The sequence below is a fragment of the Desulfitobacterium dehalogenans ATCC 51507 genome (genome assembly GCF_000243155.2).
Taxonomy (GTDB): Bacteria; Bacillota; Desulfitobacteriia; order Desulfitobacteriales; family Desulfitobacteriaceae; genus Desulfitobacterium; species Desulfitobacterium dehalogenans.
Window position 1 is genome coordinate 3,482,306 of sequence record NC_018017.1, and the last position, 26,513, is coordinate 3,508,818.

At 49.1% G+C, this 26,513-nt stretch carries 26 protein-coding genes; 1 reads left to right on the forward strand and 25 read right to left on the reverse strand.

Features of this window, described 5'->3' with window-relative positions:
- Nucleotides 1-5 precede the first annotated feature (5 nt).
- Entirely contained in the window at nt 6-923 is a 918-nt protein-coding gene (locus DESDE_RS16855; RefSeq protein ID WP_014795232.1) for a Na/Pi cotransporter family protein, read from the forward strand.
- Here the strand turns inward: DESDE_RS16855 and DESDE_RS22215 are convergent.
- The 25 genes from DESDE_RS22215 to DESDE_RS16980 form a co-directional block, all read right to left on the reverse strand.
- Nucleotides 906-1,082, reverse strand: coding sequence for a hypothetical protein (locus DESDE_RS22215; RefSeq protein ID WP_174270151.1), 177 nt, complete (start codon nt 1,080-1,082; stop codon nt 906-908). The genes DESDE_RS16855 and DESDE_RS22215 overlap by 18 nt on opposite strands.
- 583 nt (nt 1,083-1,665) lie before the next feature.
- Nucleotides 1,666-2,157 (reverse strand): molybdopterin-guanine dinucleotide biosynthesis protein B, encoded by a 492-nt coding sequence (gene mobB, locus DESDE_RS16860; protein WP_014795233.1) that lies wholly within the window; start codon nt 2,155-2,157, stop codon nt 1,666-1,668.
- Nucleotides 2,158-3,372: a molybdopterin molybdotransferase MoeA gene (locus DESDE_RS16865; RefSeq protein WP_019851116.1), complete on the reverse strand. Its 1,215-nt coding sequence runs from the start codon at nt 3,370-3,372 to the stop codon at nt 2,158-2,160.
- Nucleotides 3,373-3,409: 37 nt separating this feature from the next.
- Nucleotides 3,410-5,206, reverse strand: a complete 1,797-nt coding sequence (locus DESDE_RS16870) for a flagellar assembly protein A (protein ID WP_028305615.1) — start codon at nt 5,204-5,206, stop codon at nt 3,410-3,412.
- Between the two features lie 33 nt (nt 5,207-5,239).
- Nucleotides 5,240-6,460: an LCP family protein gene (locus DESDE_RS16875; protein ID WP_014795236.1), complete on the reverse strand. Its 1,221-nt coding sequence runs from the start codon at nt 6,458-6,460 to the stop codon at nt 5,240-5,242.
- Between the two features lie 617 nt (nt 6,461-7,077).
- Complete coding sequence (locus DESDE_RS16885) at nt 7,078-7,659, reverse strand: adaptor protein MecA (RefSeq protein WP_014795238.1); 582 nt, start codon at nt 7,657-7,659, stop codon at nt 7,078-7,080.
- 139 nt (nt 7,660-7,798) lie between these two features.
- Nucleotides 7,799-8,902 carry a DUF362 domain-containing protein gene (locus DESDE_RS16890; RefSeq protein WP_014795239.1) on the reverse strand — a complete coding sequence of 368 codons (1,104 nt, stop codon included), beginning with the start codon at nt 8,900-8,902 and terminating at the stop codon, nt 7,799-7,801.
- Nucleotides 8,892-9,431 carry a hypothetical protein gene (locus DESDE_RS16895; RefSeq protein ID WP_242831270.1) on the reverse strand — a complete coding sequence of 180 codons (540 nt, stop codon included), beginning with the start codon at nt 9,429-9,431 and terminating at the stop codon, nt 8,892-8,894. Before DESDE_RS16895 ends, DESDE_RS16890 begins: the two co-directional genes overlap by 11 nt.
- Nucleotides 9,432-9,575: 144 nt before the next feature.
- Entirely contained in the window at nt 9,576-10,175 is a 600-nt protein-coding gene (locus DESDE_RS16900; protein WP_014795241.1) for an HD-GYP domain-containing protein, read from the reverse strand.
- Nucleotides 10,176-10,594: 419 nt separating this feature from the next.
- Nucleotides 10,595-11,467 (reverse strand): 4Fe-4S dicluster domain-containing protein, encoded by an 873-nt coding sequence (locus DESDE_RS16905; protein ID WP_014795242.1) that lies wholly within the window; start codon nt 11,465-11,467, stop codon nt 10,595-10,597.
- Nucleotides 11,468-11,613: 146 nt separating this feature from the next.
- A complete protein-coding gene (locus DESDE_RS16910; protein WP_014795243.1) occupies nt 11,614-13,410 on the reverse strand; it encodes a GTP-binding protein in 1,797 nt (598 codons plus the stop codon).
- A gap of 1 nt (nt 13,411) precedes the next feature.
- Nucleotides 13,412-14,293: a sulfate adenylyltransferase subunit CysD gene (cysD, locus tag DESDE_RS16915; RefSeq protein ID WP_014795244.1), complete on the reverse strand. Its 882-nt coding sequence runs from the start codon at nt 14,291-14,293 to the stop codon at nt 13,412-13,414.
- On the reverse strand, nt 14,280-15,065 hold the full coding sequence (locus tag DESDE_RS16920; RefSeq protein ID WP_014795245.1) for a phosphoadenylyl-sulfate reductase: 786 nt from the start codon (nt 15,063-15,065) through the stop codon (nt 14,280-14,282). The genes cysD and DESDE_RS16920 overlap by 14 nt, the downstream gene beginning before the upstream one ends.
- 359 nt (nt 15,066-15,424) lie before the next feature.
- Nucleotides 15,425-16,645 (reverse strand): ROK family transcriptional regulator, encoded by a 1,221-nt coding sequence (locus DESDE_RS16925; protein ID WP_014795246.1) that lies wholly within the window; start codon nt 16,643-16,645, stop codon nt 15,425-15,427.
- Between the two features lie 104 nt (nt 16,646-16,749).
- Nucleotides 16,750-17,823, reverse strand: a complete 1,074-nt coding sequence (locus DESDE_RS16930; RefSeq protein WP_014795247.1) for a sulfate/molybdate ABC transporter ATP-binding protein — start codon at nt 17,821-17,823, stop codon at nt 16,750-16,752.
- On the reverse strand, nt 17,820-18,644 hold the full coding sequence (cysW, locus tag DESDE_RS16935; RefSeq protein WP_014795248.1) for a sulfate ABC transporter permease subunit CysW: 825 nt from the start codon (nt 18,642-18,644) through the stop codon (nt 17,820-17,822). The genes DESDE_RS16930 and cysW overlap by 4 nt, the downstream gene beginning before the upstream one ends.
- A gap of 15 nt (nt 18,645-18,659) precedes the next feature.
- On the reverse strand, nt 18,660-19,508 hold the full coding sequence (cysT, locus tag DESDE_RS16940; RefSeq protein ID WP_014795249.1) for a sulfate ABC transporter permease subunit CysT: 849 nt from the start codon (nt 19,506-19,508) through the stop codon (nt 18,660-18,662).
- A 62-nt stretch (nt 19,509-19,570) separates the two neighbouring features.
- Nucleotides 19,571-20,650 (reverse strand): sulfate ABC transporter substrate-binding protein, encoded by a 1,080-nt coding sequence (locus DESDE_RS16945; protein WP_014795250.1) that lies wholly within the window; start codon nt 20,648-20,650, stop codon nt 19,571-19,573.
- 363 nt (nt 20,651-21,013) lie between these two features.
- Complete coding sequence (locus DESDE_RS16950; protein WP_014795251.1) at nt 21,014-21,862, reverse strand: lytic transglycosylase domain-containing protein; 849 nt, start codon at nt 21,860-21,862, stop codon at nt 21,014-21,016.
- Between the two features lie 19 nt (nt 21,863-21,881).
- Nucleotides 21,882-22,337: a chemotaxis protein CheW gene (locus tag DESDE_RS16955; protein ID WP_014795252.1), complete on the reverse strand. Its 456-nt coding sequence runs from the start codon at nt 22,335-22,337 to the stop codon at nt 21,882-21,884.
- An 18-nt stretch (nt 22,338-22,355) separates the two neighbouring features.
- The gene (gene flgF / locus DESDE_RS16960; protein WP_014795253.1) at nt 22,356-23,111 is read right to left on the reverse strand and encodes a flagellar basal-body rod protein FlgF; all 756 of its coding nucleotides are present in this window, start codon (nt 23,109-23,111) and stop codon (nt 22,356-22,358) included.
- Nucleotides 23,112-23,151: 40 nt separating this feature from the next.
- Nucleotides 23,152-23,553 (reverse strand): flagellar basal body rod protein FlgB, encoded by a 402-nt coding sequence (flgB, locus tag DESDE_RS16965; RefSeq protein WP_014795254.1) that lies wholly within the window; start codon nt 23,551-23,553, stop codon nt 23,152-23,154.
- Between the two features lie 5 nt (nt 23,554-23,558).
- Nucleotides 23,559-24,548: a flagellar hook-basal body protein gene (locus DESDE_RS16970; protein WP_014795255.1), complete on the reverse strand. Its 990-nt coding sequence runs from the start codon at nt 24,546-24,548 to the stop codon at nt 23,559-23,561.
- An 85-nt stretch (nt 24,549-24,633) separates the two neighbouring features.
- Nucleotides 24,634-25,905 (reverse strand): flagellar hook protein FlgE, encoded by a 1,272-nt coding sequence (locus DESDE_RS16975; RefSeq protein ID WP_014795256.1) that lies wholly within the window; start codon nt 25,903-25,905, stop codon nt 24,634-24,636.
- 55 nt (nt 25,906-25,960) lie between these two features.
- Nucleotides 25,961-26,512 (reverse strand): flagellar hook capping FlgD N-terminal domain-containing protein, encoded by a 552-nt coding sequence (locus tag DESDE_RS16980; RefSeq protein WP_014795257.1) that lies wholly within the window; start codon nt 26,510-26,512, stop codon nt 25,961-25,963.
- Nucleotide 26,513 lies beyond the last annotated feature (1 nt).

Sequence of the window (26,513 nt, forward strand, 5' to 3'; positions counted from 1 at the left end):
CCGCGATGTTGACCATTCTCCTTGCCTTAATCCTGGGACTTGCTTTTCTGCTTTATGGTATGCATATTCTGCGTTACGGACTTCAAGCGTTTGCCGGAGACACCTTCCGCGATCTTCTCCATCAAATGACCGCCACCCCCTGGCGGGGCTTCTGGAGCGGAACCCTTGCTACGGCTGCTCTTCAATCCAGTACTGCCCTGACAGTTATGGCCGTCTCTTTTGTGGATTCCGGCCTTATTTCCTTTCGAAACGCCTTAGGGTTGATTTTAGGAAGCAATATCGGCACAACCGTGACCACCCAGCTTCTGGCCCTACCCTTGGAACCCATGATACCCTATGCCCTTTTGATTGGTGGGCTAGGCTATCTTTTCTTTCCCCATCGCTGGCGTTATCTTGCCCTCTCCTGCTTAGGTTTAGCTTTTCTCTTTCTTGCTTTAAATCTTTTGGAAAGCGGTATGGCTCCTTTAGCCGAGGTAGAGAGGGTGCAGGAATTACTCCATCAACTGGGAGATCATCACTTCCAAGGCATTATCGCAGGTACTCTGCTTTCCGCCGTCCTCCATTCCTCATCAGCCACCACCGGGATTGTCATGATTCTGGCTTCAGATGGTTGGATTACTCTTCCTACAGCCATTGCCTTCGTATTCGGAGCCAATATCGGCACCTGCTTTACAGCCGTCATCGCTTCATTAGCCACTAACCGGGCAGCCCAACGGGTAGCCCTTTTCCACGTCCTTTTAAACCTCTTCGGCGCGCTTCTTTTCTTTCCCTTCCTAACGCCACTCGCTCTTTTCTTGCAATGGATCGGGGGACCTGTCAGCCTCCAGGTAGCCAACGCCCATACCCTTTTCAATGTGCTGTCTTCTCTCATTGCCATGCCTTTTCTGCCTCTGGCGGCCCGGCTTTTAGAGCGGATACGCTAAATCTCCAGGATTTTGCTTTACACCGGTCGCTCCATAAGCTGCGCGGACAAAACTAACACTCAAGCTCTCCGCTCCGTCGGGTCCCCGCCCAAATCGCTCCTCGAAAGCACTGCTTTCGCACTTGTTCTCAATGGGCGGTTGGAAACGTCCTGTTTCCAACCCGACTCCGCTGCGTGCTTTTCGCGAAGTTTTGTTTCCGCTCGCTTAAATTCGCTTCCTTTTGTAAAGCAAAATCCTTGGGCTGTTTTTCGGGTCTGAGCAAGCGGGGCGTTGTGGGAGATGTGGGGCAAGTCGCCTGACCCGAGCCGCTTTTTCCGTCTTTACCGACGCCGCTAGAGCGGCAGGGTCGGCTACCTTAAGAAGGACCCTGAAGATGACCCTAGGAATTCCTCACAAAAGGCCCCAGGACCCAAAAAACAGTGCTGAAAGGAGGCCCGCAAGCGTAGCTATACGCACAAAAGCGAACGGATTTAGCGGAGGGGCGGTCTTGTCAACGAGGCTTTCTTAACTTAGACGAGCCACCGGTTAACATGCAGAAAACAGCGGGGTTTGGCTCGGCTGTTAAGAAAGCGAGTGGACCAGCCCCGGAGCTATGGAGTGAGCGTTGTGCGTATAGCTACACGACCTGCGCCTACTCTGCATTCAGCTACACGACCTCTGCGAGCCTTTTCCCCCTCTGCCGACGCCTCTTGAGCGGCATGGTCAGCCCCTCCAAAAAAAGTGAGACAGGACCTTCCCTGTCTCACTTTAATCCATATTTACTTGCCAGAAAATCACAGATTCCCCGGGCATCATCCAAGTCGAAGCAAGGTACCCCCAGCTCAAATTGGACGTCACTGGCAATGGCGATCAGCTGCTCCGGCTTGGATAGGAGCTCCTGATGGACCTCTGAGCGAAAAACCTCTATACGAGGCTGATTCCCGTGCTTATACCCCTCAGTAAAAATGAGATCCACATTATTTATGCGCTCCAGTACTTGCGCCAAGGTCTGCTCCTCTTGGACTTTTTCAAGGATAGCCATCTTTTCCGGGGACGATATGGCGACCACATCCGCCCCTGCCTGGGCAAACCGCCAAGTATCTTTCCCCGGCTTATCCATCTCAAATCCATGAACATCATGCTTAACTGCGGCAACTCTCCAGCCCCGGTTTTTGGCTTCTTTTAAGAGCTTAACCAGCAAGGTGGTTTTACCTGAGTTCGAGCGTTGCCCGACGATCGATACCACTGGAATCATTTAATCTTCCTCCCATGAAGCAATCCAGCGGCCTTGCAGGCGCTCGCCCTTTTGAACCGGTCCATGTCCACCAGGAACATCCACCAGGAGATGGCTTCCCCTCATTGAGCGGAGGACGCCGGAACCTTGAGCAAAGCTGGGATCCGCCCATATCTCCCCGTTGCGAAAGACAGCCCGAGCCCGTAAGAATCTTCTCTGTTTGCCGGATTTCCCAAAATCACCGTCCATATAGACGGGAAAAACCCGTTCATGAGATGTTCTGCCCATAAGTTTGCGCAGGGCAGGGCGGACTAAGAGTTCGTAATTCACTACCGCCGCCGCGGGATTTCCCGATAAAGAGAAATATAGCCTTTCCCCCTTGACTCCAAGGGCCACAGGGGTTCCAGGTTTAAAGTTAACCTTCCAGAAGAGGAGTTCACAGCCCACACCTGCCAAGGCATCGCGGATGAGATCGTATTCGCCCACTGAAGCTCCTCCGGTAGTAACCACAAGATCCGTGTCTTCCAAAGTCTTTAAAGCCTCAATGGTCTCCCCCAAATCATCCTCCACAAAGGGGGCTACCTTCACCTCACATCCCGCTTCCAGGAGAAGGCCTTTGAGGGTATAAGTATTGCTGTTATAGATTTTCCCTGGAGGCAATGGACTGCCCACATCCCGGAGCTCTGAGCCCGTGGACAGAATTCCTACTTTGGGACGGCGATACACTTCAACCGCCTCAACACCTAAGGAAGCTAATAACCCTACGGCGGCAGGAGAAAGGTAGTCCCCTACTTTTAAAACGATATCACCGCATTTTGTTTCTTCCCCTTGATAGACTACATTGGCTTGAGGGGCAACAGGTTGATTGATTCTCACTCGGTCTCCCAGGCGTTCCGTATCTTCCTGTTTTACCACGCAATTCGCACCCTTAGGAAGTGGTGACCCGGTAAAAATCCGGGCACATTCCCCAAGCTGAATTTCCCGCTCAGACCATGTCCCGGCAGGAATCTCACTGACGATATTGAGGGTCAAGGGAGCTTTGTCTGTTGGCTGAGCGCAATAAGCATACCCATCCAAGGGAGAACGATCGAAAGGCGGCATATCCATTGGCGCTTGAACATCAGCTGCTATCACTCGGTTATAGGCCTGTCCTAAACCCACTTTTTCAACCCCAAGGGCCTTTACCCGCTGGAGGACAACCTCCAAGGCCCGTTCCAGAGAAATCATTGTTTCCATAACTTCCACCCCTTTTAGAGATTCCATCCGTGGCATTTTAACCCTTTAACCGCTCAATTTCCACCCTGCCATGCTCACGGTAAATCTCGAGGGATTTATAAGGCTCGTCAATAGTTATGATCTCCTTATCCACAACAATAACTACATTAGCATAACAATAGCCCACTTTTAACCGTTTAGTTCCTGGGAATTGTACGGTCGTAGCAGTAATTCCGGATCCTCCCAGTTCTTTGATTTCAACATTCCCTCCGGAAATAATCCTTCCCCCCCGACAAACCCCTTCGATACTAATGTCCCCGGCGGCTTGAATAATCGAGTTGTAGGTTCCTTTTCTGCAGAAAAAATTACCCGCACACTCAATTAAAGCACCTTGAACATAGTCCACATGACATTCAAGCTTTTCCGGAACATCCAGGGTAATATTACCGATGATTTGTTCTAAAGCCTGACTTACTCGTCCAAGAAGAGGAAGAGCTTGAGGGTCAAGAGGCCCTAAACCGCTTAAAAAATGCTTGGCCGTGCGAACAGAAATGATTAAATCTTGCTGAATCAGTTCATCCTTGGTGGATAAAAGGAATTTTTCAAGTTCGTTAGCCATCTTGGGCAAATCAGGGAACCTGCGTTCAATAATCAATTTGAGACACTGACCCGCCTTCAAATTCCTGCCATGAGGTGAATTAACAAAATCATCCGTAATCATTAAACAAGCTAATAAATCATCATGAAGGGCTTGTAAATCATGAAGAAGCTTGGAGCGGACCACATATCGCGCTCCAACGACCAGCTTGCCCGCCAAAGCATTGCGATAAATGAACAGTCCCTTCTCTGCCCGAATCTCTGCCCGGGAGGTGGAGCCACGAATTTCCACCTTTCCCCCGGAGAAAATATGCAGCCCATCATGGACATCTCCTGAAATAAATACATCCCCCGGAAATTCAATACTGCCCACAGCCAAATCCACATCCTGATTCAGAACATAAGCGGGCTCCACGCCAAAAGTCAGTTCATCCATGCGAAGTGGTAATCCAGGCGCCGTGGCCAGAACTTCCAGCCCATCCTCCGATAATCGGACATTCTTTTTCAGTTTAAATTGAAAATCCTTAGGCCTTGGTGGCGGTATCTCCTGCCCTCTTACATTCTTCCCCGGAACCCCCGGTACACCAGGAATTTTCCTGGCTAAAGCCTGCCCTTCATGAACTAATTTTAACTTTGATGCAAAATAGTCAACCCGCTGTTCTTCTTTGACTTCGGGTTTTTTGCTCTCTAACAAGTCAATCAGCCGCGCGTCAACAGATAAGGTAGGCGGCTTCCCTTGGGCAATGACCACTTCTCCTCTTCCTTGCACCTTAGAAATGCTCTGCCATACCCCCGGCAAAACCCCATAAACGATCCCTTGAGCCAGGAGGTCTCCCTGGAGCTTCGTTTGATCCCAGTATATGCCTTGGGGCTTGCCATCCTGCCAGATCAGGAGGTCCTGCAAGCGAAGGGTAATGCTATCGGGGAGGGTCTCTGGAAGAGCATAGAATCCTGGCTCCAGATGACTCACCTTAGCGACCGCACTCAATCCTTGGTCCCGAACTTCGATCTCCCAAGTCAACTCTCCCTGAAAGAACTTCGGATAAAACTCAAGGATGTCACCGTCATCCACTTTAAAAGCAGTTTCTTGACTTTCGCCTTTATGGTAAAGCATACCCCCTTGGGGAAAAGGCACAACAAATTTGACAGAATCTCCTACTCTGATGAGAAATTTATTGTCTTCTGGTTTCCAGAAGACGGGGCAGACATTCGATGGATAATTATCTGTTATATCCGACATATCCGTCACCTCACTCATCCTTTAAGATTTTTTCCTCACTATCTTTGCGACCTATTCCTGTGTTGAATTATGACCTGATCCCCCTGGTGCTTTGGGTTCTTCAGGTATTCCTGATTGTTCTCCCGAACCTTCTCCTGATTCAACTCCCGGTTTCTTTCCGGATGCATCATCTATACCGTCATCCACGGGCTTCTCAGTCTCATTATCAGGGTTGGTTTCGTGATAATCGGGAGACTCCTGTCCATTCGGATCATTAGCATTTCCCGGCACTTGGGGCAAAGGGGGCTCTTTGCCGGGTTCTTTACTGGGTTCTATAGGTTTAAGCAAGTCGATAATCGTGTCCCCGATGACCTTATCCGTAGTGATGCCCCGAAGAAGATTGCTAACCACCTCTCTCACTTCTTCAGGATCCACATCCCAATAACTGATACCATTCATATCATGGAAACTCCCCGGTAAGGTCTGAGTGTGGATTTCCACATCTTTAAATTTAACAGCGGTCTTGGCAATCTTAAGCATATCTCCTAACTGAAGGTTAGTATTGACTGCTTCATTCAACTGTGGAATAAGCCAAGGCAGCTTGGGCAGGGTGCTCAGCTTGAGCATTTCCCCGGCTACAGCCTTGAGAACAACCTGCTGCCGGGCGGTGCGTGAGATATCTCCTAAGGCATCATTGCGGAAACGTGCGTACTGCAAAGCCTTGGAGCCATCCAATTTCTGAAGACCTTTTTTTAGATTAATATAGCCGTCTTCATCATCTCCGGTCTCATAATACATATTCTTCTCTACATCCACGGTGATTCCGCCTAGAGTATCGATAATTTTCTTGAAACCATTAAAATTCGTTTGAATATAGCCGGAGATAGGTATGCCTACCAGATCGGAAACCACATCCACCAGGTTTTCCAAATCCGTCAAAGGTGCTACCCCATTAATCTTAATATCTTTGTGCCCTGGTATAGAAACACGAGTATCGCGAGGAATGGACAACAAACTGACCCGAGCGCTTTTGGGATCAATCGTAGCCAGTATGATCGTGTCAGTATTGAATGATTTTTCTCCGGGACGCTGATCTGCACCAATTAAAAGGACACTGATACGATTTTTAAGCTCCTCTTCCGTCAGCGCTTGATTACCTGGCAGGGGTTTCGATTTGGACATGCTGAATTCACTGAAGCCAAGAAGGATTCCTCCTACGAGTAGTACCATAACCACTAGGGCTAAACCTAATCTCCTGAAAGCCGATTTTTTGAAAGCAGATTTTTTTCGCACAATATCACTCCACAAGTAGTTAATAAAAAAATCTCATCTTACAACTTATTATACCTTTTATTCGGCATTATTGGACTGATTTTTTCAAATACTTTAATCCCTTGATCCTTGAACAATTGTTTTAACCAGGCTTTGTACTCTTATTTCCTGTCCTTTACTCATAGCAAACACTATCTATTTCCCGACCGAATCTCTAATAATCTTCCCGCAGGCTTTTTAGGATTTCGACACCCGATATAGCATATTATAGCAATATCGTTAAACAGGAGGTACGAGTATTAATGCATTCTAGTCTTCTGCCACTTCAAAATACCAAAGAACAAAAAAACAATCCCAATCAAGGGGCACTCCTCTTCTTTGATACCTTTAAGCGCCAAAAAGAAGTTCAGCACTGTATTTTCTGTAACGCTACATCTCCCTTACAAAATTTCAAAGGAAAAGCTGTCTGTTCCCATTGCTTGCAGAATATTCCTGAATTATTTTCAATACATTCCCATTATGTCACATAATTTACCCTTAGAAAAGTCATTAACAACTTTATGCTTAAATCCGATTAGAATTACATAGGATGTGCATGGAAAAAGGAAGTCCCCAGACTTCCTTTTATACATTACAAATTAAAACTTAAAATGGGTTTTTAAGGTTTGCAGAGCGCGCTCTTTCAATATAACTTTTCCGTGCTCTTCCAGGAAGAGCTTAGCTACATCCACAAGCTCGCCATACTCGTCAAATAAAGCCTCTGCCACTTGTTTTTTCTTACCCGTACCCAGATGACTGACCGTAAGATAATATTCCCCATCAAATTCAAAAAGGCTGGAACGCACACGGGAAAAATCGGGAATACGCTGAACAACAGCTAAAACATCCTCAATATCGGCAAATGCATACACCCACTCCATCACCTTGGAACGACTTGGTCGTTTGTTTTCCTTTTCTTTTGTTGAGGTCTCTGCTGTATCTTCTTGTTTGATTACAGTAATCACGAATTCTTCATTGGATGACGCCGTGGCCTGTATCCAAAAGGGCTGATCTAGGTTAAACTCCACTTCTTCCCTTGCCTGAGAGATTAACTCCCAAAACAGCTGCTCACTTCTTTGCGAACGTTGAAATAAATCTGCCATAGTAATATCTCTGTCGGCAAGTTCGGCAAAGGAGATGAAGATGCGGATTGTATTTTCATTGACTTTTTGAATACGCATAACCCCACCTCTCCTTTCCAGTCTTATCACTAGTTTATTTCTTATGATATCATATTACGACACTTCTGTGTTGCTAAAAGGCGAGAATATTTTGTAGATTTTTACAAGTATTGGGTAGTTCTGCCTGCAGTCTTTGCATTTAATCTAAGGTAATAAGCTTGTATTGACGTGACCCTAAGCCGATCCTTTCTCCGTACTCCAGTTGAACAGACCAATCCACTTCGGGATGAATCACGCGGAACTTGTCTGTCTCATGATGACGCTCACCCAAAACAGAATGGGGATTCCCATGAGCTTGGTTCACAAGGTCAACGGCCGCTTGATCGATAGCTACAGGGTCATTGGAAGCAAGTATACCGATATCCTGAACGATGGGGACATCATTCCAGCTCACGCAATCGCATAAGGGTGAGACATTATTAACAAAGGTAATGAACCCCGTCTTTCCTTCCTTCCCTTTTAAGGCACCCACTGTATATTCTACAATCTTCTCCTGGATCACATCCGGTGTCGTCTTCCAATTGACAGCGATGGCTTTGAAGGTACAGGTAACTGCACATTCCCCACAACCGATACAAAGATTGGCGTCGATCCGGGCTTTGCCTTCGACGGTAATAGCGGAGGCAGGGCACCAGTTTCTGCACTTTCCACAAGCTGTACAGCGCTCCTCATTGACTTTAGGCAGGATATCCGAATGTTGTTGTTGTTTACCGGCCCGGCTGCCCAACCCCATCCCAAGATTTTTCAATGTTCCCCCAAAGCCTGTGGCTTCATGGCCTTTAAAGTGAGAGACAGCAATGAGGGCATCCGCATGGACCGCAGCGCTCCCGATCTTAACCTCTTGAAAATGCTTCAAATTCACAGGTACCGATACATAGTCTTTCCCGTTCAGTCCATCGGCAATCACCAGGGGGGCCCCCACTACAGAATAATCAAAGCCGTTTTCTATGGCTGTTTCCAAATGGTCAACGGCATTGGACCGGGATCCTACATAGAGAGTGTTGGCATCGGTTAAAAATGGGCGGCCTCCTCTTTCTTTAACCTGATCCACGACTCTCCGCATAAACTGTGGTCTGATATAAGCTAAATTACCCCGTTCTCCAAAATGCACCTTGATGGCGACCATGTCATTCTTCTCAATTCCTTGCAAGATTCCTGACCGATTGATTAGCTTTTCGAGTTTAGTCAGCAGGCTTTGACCCTGATTGATTTTCATACTGGTAAAGTAGACTTCAGATATCATAATCCCCCTCCATTCTTTTGACTGGATTCAGCAGCTTTTTTTCATTCTCATCCTCATCGGGCGGAAGGATTTCGCAGGATATCACCTGCATACGATGGGGGAGAAAAGTCACATTCACTCTTTGACCGGTTTTCAGCTCTTGGTATGTATAAGGATCTAAATGGAATACCTCTCTTCCTGAATCCCATTCAATCTCAACATTATAGGGATAAAGGCTGTTGGAAACCATGCTCTTCCCTTGTATCTCCCCCTGCACCTGAACAGGCTTAGCAAACCAATCCGGCTCGCTGGTATTGAAGATGAGAAGATAAGTCCCGAAGATGAGGAGCCACCCTATACCTTTGAACGCCAGCATCCATTTATCCAGGGGTCGTAACGGATTCTGTGCCTTGGCATAGACCTTCCAAGTATATTGAATTAAGATAAATAAGCCCAGCACAAGAATCCCTAAAGCCTCAATCCACGTCGTCTTCCATAAATACTGATAATAATTTACCATTGTTCCCCCTACGACAGAAAGTTCTTCCATTAGAGTTATTATAAATTCTCTTTCATTTAAGGTCAAACAATACTTCTTATCCGATTATTGTCGTGCAAAAAAACCGATCATTGTATATGATCGGTTTTTCACTAGTTAAAGCCTATGAACTTCATATTTTACTCTATATTTTTCTTATCGGACTCTCTCTCTTTCACCTACGACAACTTTATTAATGAAGATATGTACCAGATCAGGATCAAATTGCGTTCCTGCATTGCGTCTCAATTCTTCAATGGCTTTACGTTTTGATAAGGGCTTCCGATAGCTGCGTGAACTGGTCATAGCATCATATGTATCTGCGATGGAGATTATCCTGGTCAGGAAGGGGATTTCTTCCCCTTTTAGTCCTCGGGGATAACCTCTCCCATCCCAGCGCTCATGATGTGCCAGAATAAGCGGTGCTGTGACTTCCATATCCCCAAAAGCACAAAGTATGTCAAAACCTTTCCCGGGGTGGCCTTTGACCTCCACCCATTCCTCTTCATTGAGCTGACCCGGTTTATCAATAATACTGGAATCAATGAAGGCTTTACCAATATCATGAAGGAGAGCCGCTTTTTCCAGCTGGGCAGCTTCTTCTTCACTTAATTCTAAGACTCGCCCCATACTTTGGCATAAGGAGGACACCCGTTGAGAATGTCTTTTTAGGCTGTGATTTTTTGACAGATAACGATTTACAATCCATGGGGTAGACTGACATTCCTCACTTAATTCAATCCACTCTGCTTTCATCCCTTTTCCTCCTTTATGTTCATTTTGAAGGAAAATCTTGCTTATCTCTATCTACGCAAGCATTAAATATTCTTATTTTCACTATTATTATATGTGATAGAAACAACTTTTACAATCTAAAAATTATTGCAAAAATCCTTTGGGTTAAAATCAGCTGTTTTGAAATTGACTAAGCTAGCTTGCCAGGGTACCCCAAATGGGCCTACTGCAATGAGGCTTTGATACGTTCATTTCGTATACTCCAGCATGTAGTCCCGACCTTTATCAAAAGCAAAATCCGACTCTTTTAGATCTTCTAAGCTAGCTTAGTTAATCTCAAACAGCCGAATTTTCAAATGCACGCTCTTGATCGGAGCTGATGTTAGCTTGGCTGATCGGGCAGGACCACGCCGGTGATATCCACCGTCAGATCCGCTTTTTTAGTGTTCAAGGCCTAATCCCTCCAGCTCTTTAGTAAAGGTTTCCCAGCCTACTCTATCCAGGGTATTTCTGAACCGCTCCCTTGGTTTGCCGTAAGTCTGGAAAAATTCAAAGGTTTTGTCGATCACCTGGTAAAGATGCTCCTCGGCAATGACCAGAGGCAGGATGCGCTTACCAATAGCAATCCGGTTGCCGAACAGTCCGCCAAAGAAAAGCAGGAATCCCCGTTCTCCCCCCCAGGCCAAAGTGGGGCAGGACTTGACGCATTTGCCGCAATAGGTGCACAAGTCGCGATCCAGGCTGAGGGCCTTATCTTCCTTCCGAACCTCAATGGCTTTGGCCAGGCAAACCGCCTGGCATAAACCACAATAAATGCACAGGTCCTGCTGCCATCGGGGTCTGACTCCTCCTTTGATACCCAGATCGTTTTCCTCCGCCTTCAGGCAATTATTACCGCAACCTGTTACTCCCAGCTTGAATTTATGGGGAAGTCCTCTGGCAAAATAGCGGTTATCCAACTCCTTAGCCAAGCGGGTGGTGTCGATCAGACCACTGGGACAGATCGCCGCTCCCTGGCAGGCTGTAACCGTCCTGACCCGGGGGCCGGAGGCACCGGGTTCCAGCCCGACGCTCTTCAGCTCGTTTATCACAGCCTCCACGTCTTCTAGCCGGATAAAAGGAATTTCGATACTCTGCCTTGAGGTCATATGGATATAACCCTGCCCGTATTTTTGGGCAACCTCCGTTACTTTCTGCAACTGTCCCGCTGGGATCTGACCGCCCACGATGTGCAGCCGCAGAGCAAAATGGTCCTTTTGGACCTGCTGCATAAAGCCGCCTTTTTTCAGAGCCTTGTAATCAACCTCTGCCACAGCTTACTCCTCCTCGCATAAATTAAACTCTTTTTCTAAAATGATCTCCTCTACTTCTACTACATCTTTTTTGATCAAAATGCTTTTGCCGCCCCGCAGCATGACCGACTACTCTGAAAATGACCCGTGAAAAAGCCGTAGAAACCCTACAAATAATAATCCAAAATAATCTCCTGCTTCTGCAAAAGGCCGCCTACGGCCGCCACAGCCCCCTCCACCTCAAGGCTGGCATCCGGCTGAAAAGAATAGAATGGTGATTCCCCGATGTTGATGACCAGAATCTCACTGGGCTGATTAAGCAGCTTTAATTTTTCCGCTTCATCATCATCCAAATTAAAGACCGTGGTGATAAAGATCTGCCCGGAGTCGGTGAGAATTCTGGCCAGTTCACCTACCTGCCTAATCTCCCGGTCCCTGCTCCAGTCTTTTACTGTCTCTTCCGCCGCCAAACCGTGCAGAAGATTTCTGACCCCTAGATAATAGGCTTTGTAATTAAGCCGGAAGAGAGTTTGTTCCAGGTCCCGGGCTATGGTTTCGATCACTGGGGCATGGTCGGCACTGCCGGAGGTCAGGACGATGAACTTGGCTTTATGTCCATAGACCCCCGCCCGCTGTGCCGGCTGAATCAGCCCTTTTTCCCATTGGGTCTCCCGCTGCCGCACATGCTCCTGCAGACTGCTGCGGTCGTCATCAGCCTGCTCCAGGATAATTCCTCCGCCGGAGATTTCGTAATTATCCACAATCACGAAGCGCCCGGTCTGCTCCATTTCCACCACCGGATCAAAAGCTATAGGCTTGGCGGTCTCAAAAATACATTCCGCCACATCATGCTTTTCCGCCTGATCTTTGAAGGTGTCGATATTCAACTCCGCCGCGTCAATGATGTTGAGGATTTCCACCATCTTCACCCCGATCTTCAGGGTGCCGATTTTCAGCTTATAGGTTTTGTTTTTAATCAGGGGTGCTTTGCCCACCCAAAAGATATTGGCCTTAAAACGGGACCCCACCAGGGGCTGTTTATCCTGGGCTTTGACCATCAATTCCCCAGGTTTGATATAAATCTGGGTCTTGAGAGTCAGCCCCACAGCCTCATCGGCATAGGCCATATCCCGATGAGGGACATTAAATCCTTCTATGCTCTGGATCACGCTTCTTTTCCGGGAGGGGAGAAAGACCACTTCATCCCCTCTGCGGATGGTGCCGCTGAGGATCGTCCCGGCCACAATGCGCCGGTCGTCTCCGGCCGCCGTAAATTTATATATATCCTGAACTGGCATTCGGAAAGGGAGTTCCTGGTTGCCTTTGCGGTTGTTCAGGCTGTCAAGCTGTTCCAGGACGGTCGGCCCTTCATACCACGTAGTGCGCTGGGAGCGAACCGCGATATTGTCTCCGTTAAAGGCGCTGAGGGGAATAAAATTAACCGGCTGGATGTTGAGCTTATGCAAAAATTCACCGAATTCCCGGCGGATAGTCTCAAACGCCTGCCGGTCAAAATCCACCAGATCCATTTTATTGACCAGCACCACCACCTGGCGGATGCCCAGCATAGCCGCAATATGGCCGTGGCGTTTGGAGTTCTCCCGGATTCCTTCCTTGGCGTCGATGACCAGCAGGGCGGCCTCCGCTCGGGAAGCTCCCGTCACCATATTTTTCAGGAATTCGATATGCCCGGGGGCGTCAATGATGATATAGTCCCTTTTGCCGGTTTTAAAAAAACTACGGGCCGTATCGATGGTAATCCCCTGAGCCTGTTCGTCTTTTAAAGCATCCAGTAGAAAGGCATACTCAAAGGGCCGGGCATTCTTGCGGCAATATTCCTGTACCGCTTCCAGCTTGCCCTCGGGAAGGGAACCGGTATCCGCCAGCAGCCTGCCGATCACCGTGCTTTTGCCGTGGTCCACATGGCCTACAATAACGATGTTCATCTGTTCTCTGTTGTCCATCTTACATATACCCGCCTCTCCGCAAGGTTTCCAGCCCGCCCCCGTCATCCTTATCCTGGGCCCGTCCCGACCGTTCGGCGATGTTGGCAAACTTGCCGCTGCGCAGCTCCTCAATAATTTCTTCCACATTGCGGGCCGGGGATTCCACCGGTAAGGTGCAGGGATAACAGCCCAGGGAACGGTAGCGTTTGCCCTGCCCCTGATCAAAATAAAGAGATGTCACCGGGATCTTCTCCTGCTCGATATATTCCCAGACATTCAGCTCCGTCCAGTCCAGAAGGGGATGGATCCGGATATGGGTGCCGGGGGCAAAATCGGTTTTGAACTGATTCCAGAATTCCGGGGGCTGATCCCCTACATCCCAGTCATTTTCCTTATCCCGGGGGGAGAAATACCGCTCTTTGGAACGACTTCCTTCTTCATCCGCCCGTACCCCCACAATCACCCCGGTGTACTTTTCCCGGTTAAGATCGGGCCGATATTTGCCGGTTTCCAGATCCAGAATATAGCGGGGCCACTCCCCGGAAAGGGTATTTTTCAAGGCCTCCGTTTTCAGCGCCTGACAGCAGCTGATCCGGTCCGTTTTCCCGTCCGGAAAAGTCCTGCCCGTGTCCAAGGCCTCTTTGTTCTCCCCGTAAATCATGGTCAGATGCCATTGCCGGGCCAATTCGTCCCGGTAACGGATCATCTCCGGTATTTTATAGTGGGTGTCAATATGCACCAGGGGAATGGGTACATGCCCGAAAAAAGCCTTGCGGGCCAGCCATAACAGGACGGTGCTGTCCTTGCCGATGGACCAGAGCATACAGATATTTTTAAATTCCCGGTAAGCCTCTCTCAGGATATAGACACTCTGAGCCTCCAGTTTATCAAGATGGTTCATGGCTTTTTTTCCTCCTTTGCGACGGGTTCAGGGTCTGATCTAAGGACTGGATGTCCACTGGATGCAGCCCGCATTCCTTTTTTCCCGGCTCTTCCCACCACCATCTTCCGCTGCGTACATCCGCCCCAGGAGCCACCGCCCGGGTACAGGGCTGACAGCCGATGCTGCGGAAACCTTTGTTGTACAGGGAGCTGTAGGGAATGTTTTCCCGGCGGATATAAGCCCAAACCTGCTCTTCGCTCCAGGCGGCCAGAGGATTCACTTTATAGATAGCGTGGTGAGAATCCCATTCCAGCAAATCGATTTCCTGGCGGGTGGGGCTCTGCTCCCTGCGCAGCCCGCAAATCCAGCCATCTACGGTTGATAGGACCCGCTGCAAGGACCTGACTTTTCTCAGCTCACAACATTTTTGGCGCAGTTCGACCCTGTCATAAAAAGCGTTGGGGCCATATTCCGCTAGAAACGGCTCCAGCTCCGAATTCTCCGGCGCGTACACCTCATAATGAAACTCATAGCGACCCATGGTCTCTTCCATCAGATCATAAGTCTGCTGAAAATTCCGGCCTGTATCGATAAAGAAGATCCGGGCCCGGGCATCGATCTTCAGCAGCATCTGGGTCAGCACCTGATCTTCGATGGAAAGGCTGGAAGCAAGAGCAATCCGCGCCGGACCGATTTTTTCCACTACATGGGCCAAAAGCCTGCGGGGATCTTCACCGGCAAAGGCTCGGTTTATTTCATTCAGATCCAAATTATGATCCAGTCTGTCCATTTCATTTCTCCTTCTCTCTTTCTGTATTCCCCCATCCTCAGTCCGCACTGTCTGTGGTAGGGGAGTCTTTACACGAGAAAACCCGCAAGCGTAGCTTAACGCACAGGAGCGAACAATTTTAGCGGAGGGGCGGTAGGGTTAACGAGGCTTTCTTAACGTTGCGAAGCCATGGTTCACATCAGGTATTACCTGGAGGTTTGGCAGAGCTGTTAAGAAAGCGAGTTGACCAGCCCTGGAGCTACTGAGTGAGCGATGTGCGTAAAGCGACACGACCCGGACAACACTTTTCATCCTCTGCTGGTGCCGCCCCGCAGCATGACTGCCTACTGTGAAAGACAATCATAAAGCTGCCCGGCCCTTCACCCGAGAGCCTCCGGTTCCAAATAATGCTCCATCACCAAAGCGGCCGCACCGATGGAGATGGCATTCTCCTCAAAGGCTCCGCCTCGGCTGAACACCAAGTGCCCCCCTTTATCCCAATATCTTTTTCGATTGGCGGCTTCCACACAGACCTCATAGAAGAGCTTGGAATGCAAAATGAGGGGCCCGCTCAGAACCACAAGTCCTGGATTGAGCAACTGGATGAAATTAGCCAAACCCGTACCCATCCGTACAGCGGCATTTTGCAGCACTTGCCGGGCGGTGGTGTCATTCTCCTCAGCCTCCCGGCAGAGCTCCAGATAGGAGACCGGGAGGTCGGCATTGGGATTCCGACGGTCCCTTCCTTGGGCCATTTCCTCTGCAAAGGCTTCCATAATAGCGTAAATCGAGGAGTAGCGCTCAACGCAGCCCTGATTGCCGCAACGACACGGTCTGCCATTTACATCGATCACTATATGGGCAAAGGTATCATCCGCATCGTTGATTGTCCTGACCAGGGTTCCTGAGGAGATGACACCGGTTCGGATTCCCACCCCGCAGTTCAGATAGATCACACTTTTTATCCCTTTGCCTCTTCCGTAACGGGTTTCTGCCAGAACCGCTGCGTTGGCGCCGTTATCGATTATGACCGGCAAGCCCGTTCGTTCTTCCATGATGGCTTTGAGGGGGATATTCTCCCAACCCTGGGCCTCAAAGTTTTCCGGGTTGAGGATGATGCCGCTTTTGCGGTCCAAAGGCCCCACCGTACCGATCCCAACGCCGATCACATATCCGTGCTCCCGCTTTTCCAGAACCCTTCCCACCCAGTCCAGAATCCGGTTCAGGGTGGCTTCCGGGGAAGAGTTTCGGTCCATATCAAAGCGATCTTTCTCCAGAAGCTCCATTTTCAGATTGGTCAGAACAACTTGGGAGTAGAGACGGGAAATATCAATCCCGATCACATAATATCGGCGGGAATTTACATCATAGATGACCGGTTTCCGACCGCCGGTGGACTCACCGGTTTCCGTGCGGACAATGAGATCCGCCTTCTCCAGAGGGAGCATCATCCGGTTCAAGGTGGTAAGTTTTAATCCCGCCACTTTGGCCAGCTGACTTTTAGTCATCGCTCCCTTATGCATGATCAGGCCCAATATCTTTTTAGCTTCCGGACTCAGGCTGCTTAAAAAATCTTTATAAATCAGCACTCCTGTCCTCATCTCTTTTCTCCAGAACTTTTAACCGAATTAGCAACAAGTCCGCAAAAAAATATGGCGGTGCCACCCGCTTTAGATGACACATCTGATGTATGTCATTTGAGATATCAAATAACATAATCTTCAGGAACATACACCTTGAAATCCCGGGGCCGGAGATAGACTTTCTGCTTGGCCTTCAGCTCCAGGCTCCTATAGACCTCTTTGCTGATTTCCACTTCGATATACTCCTCGTTATCCAGGCGCTTCAGTTCCAGGTTGACGATGGGTCCCACCGCCCGGATAAAAAAAATCTCAGCGGCAATAAAGCCTTGTCCTTCATCCTCCAGGCAAATTTCAATATCATGGGGGCGGATATAGCTGACAACATCAGTCGTGCCGGTTCCGGCATGCTCCGGTGCCTCCAGTTGCAGGGAGCCCAGCTCCACTTTGCCGTCGTGCATCCGGCCGTGAAACAAATTGACATTGCCCAAGAAGTTGTAGACAAAGGGATTGGCCGGGTTGTCATAAACCTCTTCCGGGGTTCCGATCTGCTCGATCTTCCCCTCATTAAGAATGACGATGCGGTCGGCCACATCCAGGGCTTCCTCCTGATCGTGGGTCACGAAGACACTGGTGATCGGATATTCATTATGGAGCTTTCTCAGCCAGCGCCGCAGGTCTTTGCGGACTTTAGCATCCAGGGCTCCGAAGGGTTCATCCAGCAATAAAACCTTGGGCTCCACCGCGAGAGCCCGGGCCAAGGCGATTCTTTGGCGCTGACCTCCGGAAAGCTGAGCCGGATAGCGGTTAGCCAGTTCCTCCATCTTCACCAGAGCCAGCAGTTCCTGAACCTTTTGGCGAATCACTTCGTTGCCGGGGCGGAGCTTGGCCGGTCGAACCTTTAAGCCAAAGGCGATATTTTCAAAGACGGTCATGTTTTTAAAAAGGGCATAATGCTGAAACACAAAGCCCACTTTGCGGTCCTGGGTGCTTTTCTCCGTATTGTCCTCTCCGTCAAAAATAATGCTGCCGGTGTTCGGAGGTTCCAGGCCAGCGATAATCCGAAGCAGGGTGGTTTTGCCGGAACCGGAAGGGCCGAGCAGAGCCACCAGCTCTCCAGTATTGATCTTCAGATTGAGTTCGTGCAAAGCCGTAAAAGAATCAAAGGTCTTGCTGACCTGGCAAACTTCGATACTCATGATTTTTCCTCCATCCGTTTGATTTTCCAGCCGGCAATATTTTTCACCAGGAGGTTGATGATGGCGATCACGGTTAACAGGGTGGCTACCGCAAAAGCAGCGGAAAACTGATATTCGTTATACAGGATCTCCACATGGAGGGACATGGTATTGGTCAGTCCCCGGATATGTCCGGAGACCACAGAGACCGCCCCGAATTCCCCGGCCGCTCTGGCTGCCGTCAGAATGATGCCATAAAGCAGAGCCCATTTGATATTGGGCAGGGTAATGCTCAGAAAGGTCTGCCAGCCGCTGGCCCCCAGGGTCAAAGCCGCTTCCTCTTCCGCTGTTCCCTGGGCCTCCATCAGCGGAATCAACTCCCGGGCCACGAAAGGCAGGGTGACAAACAAGGTCGCCAAAATGATCCCAGGGGGGGCAAAAATGATCTTCAGTCCCCAGGCCGTCAAAAACGGAGCCAGCAGGCTATGAGTGGTGCTGAACAGCAGCACGAAGATCAGGCCCGCAACCACGGGGGAAATGGCAAAGGGCAGATCGATCAGGGTTAGGAGCAAATTTTTGCCTTTAAACTGAAACTTAGCCACTGCCCAGGCGGCCACCAAGCCAAAAACTGTATTGACAGGCACCGCGATCCCTACGGTGAGAAGGGTCAGCTGAATGGCTTTCAGGGCCATCGGGTCCTGAATAGCGGCCAGGTAGACCCCCGCTCCCTTTTCAAAAGCCCTGGTGAACACCAGGATCAGGGGCAAAATCAGCATGGTGATAAAAAACAACAAAGCAATGCCGGTCAGCAGCCACTGAATCCCGTCCTTATTACTCTTCATCCTTCTCTCCCCTTATCAGCCTTTATCCCGGTTGCCCGCCCACCACTGAATGAGATTGATCACCAGCAGCATGAGAAAGGAGATCACCAGCATCACGGCGGCGATGGCCGTACCACCGGCATAATCGTATTGTTCCAGCTTGGTCCGGATCAGCAGGGGGGTGATTTCCGTATACATGGGCATATTGCCGGAAATAAAGACCACAGAGCCATATTCCCCCAGAGAGCGGGCAAAAGCCAGGGCGAAGCCGGTGATGACCGCCGGCAGCAGAACCGGTAAAATCACTTTGCGGAAGGTCTGAAACCGGGTAGCTCCCAAACAGGCTGCCGCTTCTTCCACTTCCCGGTCCATGCTCTGCAGAACCGGCTGAACAGTCCTCACTACAAAGGGCAGGCTGATAAAAATCAGGGCGATGGTAATTCCCAAAGGGGTATAGGCGATTTTCAGTCCCAGGGGCTCAAAGAGCCGGCCGATCCAGCCATTAGGGCCATAAAGAGTGGTCAGGGAAATACCGGCCACTGCCGTGGGCAGCGCAAAGGGCAGATCGATCAAGCCATCGACGATTTTCTTGCCCGGAAAGGTATACCGTTCCAGAACCCAGGCCAACAGCAGTCCGAAGATCGCGTTAACTGCGGCCGCCAAAAAGGAAGCGCCGAAGGATACCTTCAGGGAGGCCAGGACTCTGGCTGATAGGACAATCTCCATGAATTTCCCCCAACCCAGCTGAGAGCTGTTCAGGAACACCATGGTGATGGGGATGAAGACCAGGAAGCTGAGATACATCAAAGACAAACCCATGGTGATCCCGAATCCCGGAAGGACGCTGTAGTGTTTCAGACTGAAGCGGGAGAACGATGTCCGCATGGTTTCACCTCATCAAACAGGATGGGCCGGTTCCGGACTCCTGGTCCGGAACCGCCTTAGGCTTATTTTTCTACATAAATTTGATCAAAGACGCCGCCGTCGGCGAAATGCTCCTGCTGGGCTTTGGCCCAGCCACCGAACACATCATCAATCGTGATGAGATTGATTTGTGGGAACTGATCGGCATATTTTTGGGCCACAGCTTCATTTCTGGGTCGGTAGAAGTTCTTGGCGGCGATTTCCTGGCCTTCATCACTGTAGAGATAGTCCAGATAAGCTTCCGCCACTTCCCGGGTGCCTTTCTTGTCTACCACGGAATCCACTACCGTTACCGGCGGCTCAGCCAGGATGCTGAGGGTAGGAACCACAATTTCAAATTTATCCTCCCCGAATTCCCTCAAGGAGAGGAAGGCCTCATTTTCCCAGGCCAGCAGCACGTCACCGATCCCCCGCTCCACAAAGGTTGTGGTGGAGCCCCGGGCCCCTGAATCCAGTACCGGTACGTTTTTATAGAGAGCTTTAATAAATTCTTTGGCTTTTTGAGCATCATTATTATTGTGTTCCAAGGCATAGGCCCAGGCCGCCAGGTAATTCCAACGAGCACCCCCGGAGGTTTTCGGGTTGGGAGTGATCACGGATACTCCCGGCTGCACCAGGTCATTCCAGTCCTTAATGTTTTTAGGGTTGCCCTTCTTCACCAGAAAGACAATGGTGGAGGTGTAGGGCGTCGAATTGTCGGGCAGACGTTTTTGCCATTCCGGATTGAGCAGGCCCTTTTGAGAGTTGATGGAGTCGATATCATAGGCCAGCGCCAAAGTGACCACATCCGCTTCATTGCCGTCAATAACCGTTCTGGCCTGACTGCCCGAGCCGCCATGGGACTGCTGGATGGTCACATCCTGGCCGGTTTTCTCTTTCCAGTACTTGCTGAAAGCCGTATTGTATTCCTGATAAAGCTCACGGGTAGGATCATAGGAGACATTAAGCAGGGACACCGGCGGTTTGCTGCCGGCGGCTGTATCGGCAGGTGTCGCGTTGCCGCCACAGCCGGTCAGAGCAACAATCAACGCCGCAATCAGGACGCCTGTGCCGAATTTTTTCCTGGCCACAGATTTTGCTTTCAGGTTCTCGAATTTTTCCACTTTTACTTCCCCCTTAGATTTACTAATATATAGTATTCCTATAGATTTTGTTAAATTCTAATAGGAACTTTTAACCAAGTCAATAGGTTTTGGAAAAAATATAATAATTTCTATCTATTTACTCGGCTATAAAAGTATAAAAATTCCCTCACCATCTCTTCGTGACGAGCGTTACTCTTTAAACCACTGAGAGCAGCAGTGATTAGTATTAAAGAAAACCCGGCTTCGCTGAGCCTTTAATGCATACCTCCAGTGAGGCGGAGTCGTTGGTTGCCCTTATGCTTAGAAAGTATATAGCGCAAGCTTATACTTTCTGATAGTAAAAAAAAATCAGGTCGCATGATGTACATGCGCCTGATTTTTTTATGCTTGTGTATCTACTTTTCCTAGTGCAGAGAGTATTTTTTTCACGTAATTTTGCGTTTCTTTATAAGGCGGAATCCCGTTGTATTTATCCACCGCTCCTGGACCTGCATTGTAGCCCGCTAGAGCAAAGGCGATATTTCCCTTAAATCTCTCCAACAAATCCTTTAAAAAACGGGTACCCCCATCAAGATTCTGGGCCGGATCAAAAGGATCCGTCACGCCATAAGTCTTTGCCGTACCAGGCATCAGCTGCATTAAACCCATAGCTCCCGCTGAGGACACCGCATTGGGGTTAAAACTGGATTCGGCCATGACCACCTGCCGGATCAGGTTCGTATCAATCCCATGCCGCTGACCTGCTTCCGCGATAAGCTGTTCCATGGCCGGCTGATCAGCACGGTAATCCGAACTCCGCTGAGAACTTAAGGAGTTCACTTGGAGAGAGTTCATTATACCGGAGTAAGGATTATATGCCGAAGTCGAAGAGGTCCATGAATTTTGCCCCATTCCGGTAAGGCTCATGGATGAGAGAAGATTTTCAGATAAAAGAGAATCCTTTCCGGAAAAAAGATTTCCGAGTAACATTGCGGCAAGAAGTTGTGAATTCTCAGTTGACTGAGACCCTTGCTCAGAACCGGACCCTAATTCTTGTCCAGCAAAAGCTTCCAATGCTAATCCTGAGCTGGAGCCGAAGCCATCATTTCCTGAAAGGGCGGACTGGAGCAATGTGGCAAAGAGGAGGGCTTGGGAGCCATCCTTGTTTCCAAACTCACTCCTTGAAGTATCCTGCCAGGCCTGATTCATGCTTTGAAGCTGGTAAAGCAGCAATAGTTCTGCCGTATTCACTGATTATCCCCTCCTGATATCAAACGAGCTTAGCAATTCCCTCAAGCTCATCTTTGTCTAAAATCTTGTCAGGAATCAACACCATGATAATACGGTCGGGAAGATTCACGATACCGCCAATAAATGGAGCTGTCACTAAGGGAGGCGGCGGTGCTATATTGTCTAAGATACGAACCTCTCTCACCTGGTCGACCGCAAATCCCACCAGCTCGCCATTAACTTCTGTAATCAAGGCAAAGTCTTCCTTGGCGGCTTCCGCGTCCTTGGCAACGGTCCGGCTCTTTTCCACACCAAAACGAACATGTAAATCAATCAATGGAATCGCCGACCCCCGCAGATTGATTAATCCCTTGACACAGTCGGGTGCCTTGGGAATCGGGCGAATATCCCCCAACCGGGTAATTTCTCTGACGATCTCAATGGGCATTCCATACTCTTCCTGGCCTAGTCCGAATATGACCACTTGATTTCCCATGATAGCCACTTCCTCACTTTATACAATTCTACCAATTTCATTAACAGCCTTTTCTAAAGTTGCATCATGGGTTTGGATCACCTTTTGATTGGCTTCATAGGCTCTCATTACCGTGATCATCTTAACCATTTGGCTTGGCAAATTCACATTGGAGCCCTCCAGAGTACCCTGAAGCACGGCCTCATTACCGGCAAACTCTTGTACCGGCTGATTAGAGGCATACAGGGACTGCCCTTCACGAAGAAGGCCGACCGCCGGGACTTGCACCAATCGCAAGCGATCTATAGTGACTCCCTGATCGGTAATTCTCCCCTGAGCATCCACTTGGAAATCCTTACTTAACGGTCCAATAGGTCCCTCTTCACCAAGAACAGGATAGCCATCGGCTGTTTGCAGAATTCCTTCAGAATTCAGTTGCAGCTGTCCATTACGGGTATAGCGCTCACCGTTAGGGGTATCCACCACCAAGAAAGCTTCCTCCGAAATGATGGCCAGATCTGTAGGGATGCCCGTAGTTTGCAGAACTCCCTGAACATTCATCCTAGTAACCTGATCGACGACAACCCCGGTACCTATACCACCGATTAGTGTATTGCCCGGGATTTCGTTTTGCGTGCTTGTTCTCATCATAAGCATTTCGGGAAAGGCTTTATTGCTGGACTCCTCCCTTTTATAACCCGGAGTCCTGATATTTGCGACGTTATCCGCGATAATCTCGCTTTGGGTTTGAGCAGCAAGCATTCCCGCTGCCCCTGTATATAATCCTTTAATCATGGATCGTCACCTTCATCATCTTTCTATAGCACAAATCGTTTTACTTTTGGGTGATCACGGTACGCAGATGGGACAATTGAGCAGAAATTGCCCGGGTGACGGAATTATAATAAATCCCATTTTCAGCCACATTGACCATTTCCTTATCGATATCCACATTATTGCCGTCGTTTCGATAGGTCGTTCCTTGATCTTGCACAACCCCACTGGAATTAAATCCAGGTTTTTGGAGATGGCGCTCTGATGTCACTTTAAGGGGAAGTTCCTCTCCAGTCTGACCCATAGCTTCGCCAAGAAGCAGGTCAAAATCCACATCAGAACGTTTAAAATCCGGGGTATCCACATTGGCAACATTATTCGCCAGGACTTTATACCTCAGACTGGACGCATCAAGGCTCTTTTCCAAAATACTCATAACCGGTGTATTCAACCAATCCGACATCTAATTTACCTCCTTAAGGAGTTAGCCATGCTCCACATTTGGTCCCCGTTGGTAATCATACGAGCATTGAGCTGATAGGCTCTCTGCACCTGGATCATCTCCGTCATGGCTGAAGCAAGGTTCACATTGGATTGCTCCAAGGATTGGGTCTTGAGCTTACCCAAGGTCCGTTCTTCCACTTGGCTGCCCGGCGCACCAACCAATTCGTCCCCGGTCACCCCGGCCGCGTCGGGAGCAAAATAGAGATTATCCCCGTCCCTGACTAACCCTTCCGGATTAGCAAAGGTAATTATATTGATTTGTCCAAGGATCTCCCGGTTGCCATCGATGGTGGCACTAAGAACGCCCTCCGTGCTGATCTGGATGTCTTCAGCCCCTTCCGGAACGGCAAAGGCTGTGGGTAAAATATCTCCATTCCAATCCAAGGGACGGCCCAATTCATCCATATCAATCGGCCCTACCGGATACCCTTCTCCTTCCGGGTCATTGACCACAACCCGACCCAACACTCTTTCCTCTTCATCGATAAATCCCGTGATATTGCCTGTCTCATCAACATACAAATCCATAGCGTCGGCTGGAATCTTTACTTCCAAAATATAGCCGTCGGAATTAACCAATTTGCCTTGACCGTCCAGCTCAAAGTTTCCCACCCGGGTATAGCGGCTCTCCCCATTAGCTGTCCGCACAGGGAAGAAGCCTTCCCCGTCAATAGCCAGATCAAAGGGGTTCTCCGTCTCCCGGATGATTCCCTGCCGATAATCCGTACTTATAGCCGGATAAATCACACCGGCCCCCACATCGATCCGCTCTCCCACAGGCTGTCCGTTAAATTCACGTTCAGCCGGCCGCATTTCCGCAGCCAAAGCTTCGGCGAAATTCACCCGCTGAGCCTTATATCCCGGCGTATTGACATTAGCCATATTATTGCCCAGTATATCCAAAGCTGTCTGCTGAGCCCGGACCCCGGTAGCCGCCGTATTCAAAATGCGCAAATCCTGCGCCTCCTCTCAGAAAAGAAATGCCGAAAAGGACTTGGGTATAAGGCTTTACCCTTATACCTAAGTCCTAGGCGTATGATTAGCGTTTAAGGTCGATCAGTTCCTGAAGCAGGGAATCGGATACGGTGATTACCCGGGAATTGGCCTGGAATCCCCGCTGGGTGACGATCATATCTGTAAACTCCTGAGAGAGATCCACATTGGACATCTCTACGGAATTGGGGATAATATTTCCCCGTCCCGCTGTTCCGGCAGCACCGATGTCTGCTATACCGGAGTTGTTGGTAGCCGAATAGAAATTGTTACCTACGTTCTGCAAGCCAGCGTCATTGGCAAAGTTAGCAATGGCCAGCTGACCGATACGACGGGACGCAGATCCTTTGCCATTGCTGTATATCCCGGTAATAATACCGTTGCCATCTATAGTGACTTCATCTAATTTTGCCCGGAGTCTCCCATCTACACCGGTAATCGCAACACCGGCAGATGGCGGAGCCGCATTCAAGGTTATTGTTCCCGTTTTTGGATCAAAGGAGCCTCCTGTTATCGCACCTAGTGTAGCACCGACTAAGTCCGGATTCTCATAAACATAAACATTTCCCTTTTGCACAAAATCCCCCGGCGTAAGGGTAAGCTTATCATAGTCAATGTTGGTAATACTAACAACGGGAGGCGTCCCAGTACCCGTCGGAGCCGCAGTAAAGGTTATTTTTCCCGTCGTAGGATCAAGAGTTCCACCAGTGGGAACTGTTGCTGAAGCACCGATTAATGCCGGATTGACATATTCATAGTTGCTTCCGTTCTGCACAAAATCTCCGAGATTAATATCAATCTTTTTCCCCTCAGGTTCAGGAGGGTATGAGCCTATATTGAACCTTAAGGGTGTCAAAGGTGTGCTTCCCCATTCGAGAACCTCCCTGTCATTAGCTCCCCACATTTGGCCCAAAACGAAAGCTCCTGTCCCCGGATCAATAAGGTAGCCATTTTGATCCTGAGAGAAAGCACCGGCCCGGCCATAAACGATCTGTCCTGCATTCCTAAAGACAAAGAAGCCTCTTCCTTGGATCATGGCATCCGTACTTTTGCCTGTGTTCTGTGAGCTTCCGGGAGTCATGATCTGGTCGATGGAACTCACCATGGAACCCAGGCCGATCTGGGCGGGGTTAGTTCCCCCTTGATTCGCTGAGGGAGAGCCGGCACCCTTCATGGTTTGGCTCAGCATGGTGGAGAAGGTGACACGGCTGCGCTTAAAGCCTGTGGTATTGACATTGGCAATGTTATTGCCGATCACGTCCATTTTTATCTGGTGGTTTTTTAAACCTGAGATAGCTGAATACAAAGAACGTAGCATCGAGGTATTCCCCCATTTCTTTTATTTAAACTTTTTCGTTCCATTGATATCCGCGTTAATCTTTGGGAATATCATCCTTAGAAGTATCATCCGCTTCTTTATCCGGATCAGGCACAGGATCCTTCTCCTTAGGGTCCGTCACAAAGGTGATTTCGTTCATCTCTACGGCAGCCTTACTCCCATCCTCTAAACGCAGTATCAACTGAGGATTGCCATTCAGCCATTGAACGGATTCGACGATCCCATTCACAAAGCCGGTTCCTTCAAGATTCATTCCCTCTACATGCTTGCCGATTAAAGCGGCTCCTTGACTGAGCAAAGAATTCTGAAACAATGCCGTAAAGCCAGCGGTCAGATTTTCCATAGTTTTGGACATATTATTCATTTGCTCCAGTGAACTAAACTGAGCCATCTGGGTAATCATATCTTTGTTATCCATAGGCGAAAGAGGATCCTGGTTCGTTAGTTCAGCAACCAACAGCTTTAGAAAATCATCCTTACCCAGAACATCTTTTGTAGCGTTAGAGACTGCATTGCTTTGCTTGGATTCTGAGGTGGAGGAGTATTTACTATAACCCTTATAATTTGTATCTACTGTATTCCCCATA

Coding starts and splice junctions, on each gene's coding strand:
- DESDE_RS16855 (WP_014795232.1), top strand. CDS start 6: ATGTTGACCATTCTCCTTGCCTTAATCCTGGGACTTGCTTTTCTGCTT.
- mobB (WP_014795233.1), bottom strand. CDS start 2,157: ATGATTCCAGTGGTATCGATCGTCGGGCAACGCTCGAACTCAGGTAAA.
- DESDE_RS16865 (WP_019851116.1), bottom strand. CDS start 3,372: ATGGAAACAATGATTTCTCTGGAACGGGCCTTGGAGGTTGTCCTCCAG.
- DESDE_RS16870 (WP_028305615.1), bottom strand. CDS start 5,206: ATGAGTGAGGTGACGGATATGTCGGATATAACAGATAATTATCCATCG.
- DESDE_RS16885 (WP_014795238.1), bottom strand. CDS start 7,659: ATGCGTATTCAAAAAGTCAATGAAAATACAATCCGCATCTTCATCTCC.
- DESDE_RS16890 (WP_014795239.1), bottom strand. CDS start 8,902: ATGATATCTGAAGTCTACTTTACCAGTATGAAAATCAATCAGGGTCAA.
- DESDE_RS16895 (WP_242831270.1), bottom strand. CDS start 9,431: ATGGAAGAACTTTCTGTCGTAGGGGGAACAATGGTAAATTATTATCAG.
- DESDE_RS16900 (WP_014795241.1), bottom strand. CDS start 10,175: ATGAAAGCAGAGTGGATTGAATTAAGTGAGGAATGTCAGTCTACCCCA.
- DESDE_RS16910 (WP_014795243.1), bottom strand. CDS start 13,410: ATGGACAACAGAGAACAGATGAACATCGTTATTGTAGGCCATGTGGAC.
- cysD (WP_014795244.1), bottom strand. CDS start 14,293: ATGAACCATCTTGATAAACTGGAGGCTCAGAGTGTCTATATCCTGAGA.
- DESDE_RS16920 (WP_014795245.1), bottom strand. CDS start 15,065: ATGGACAGACTGGATCATAATTTGGATCTGAATGAAATAAACCGAGCC.
- DESDE_RS16925 (WP_014795246.1), bottom strand. CDS start 16,645: ATGAGGACAGGAGTGCTGATTTATAAAGATTTTTTAAGCAGCCTGAGT.
- DESDE_RS16930 (WP_014795247.1), bottom strand. CDS start 17,823: ATGAGTATCGAAGTTTGCCAGGTCAGCAAGACCTTTGATTCTTTTACG.
- cysW (WP_014795248.1), bottom strand. CDS start 18,644: ATGAAGAGTAATAAGGACGGGATTCAGTGGCTGCTGACCGGCATTGCT.
- cysT (WP_014795249.1), bottom strand. CDS start 19,508: ATGCGGACATCGTTCTCCCGCTTCAGTCTGAAACACTACAGCGTCCTT.
- DESDE_RS16955 (WP_014795252.1), bottom strand. CDS start 22,337: ATGGGAAATCAAGTGGTCATATTCGGACTAGGCCAGGAAGAGTATGGA.
- flgF (WP_014795253.1), bottom strand. CDS start 23,111: ATGATTAAAGGATTATATACAGGGGCAGCGGGAATGCTTGCTGCTCAA.
- flgB (WP_014795254.1), bottom strand. CDS start 23,553: ATGTCGGATTGGTTGAATACACCGGTTATGAGTATTTTGGAAAAGAGC.
- DESDE_RS16975 (WP_014795256.1), bottom strand. CDS start 25,905: ATGCTACGTTCTTTGTATTCAGCTATCTCAGGTTTAAAAAACCACCAG.
- DESDE_RS16980 (WP_014795257.1), bottom strand. CDS start 26,512: ATGGGGAATACAGTAGATACAAATTATAAGGGTTATAGTAAATACTCC.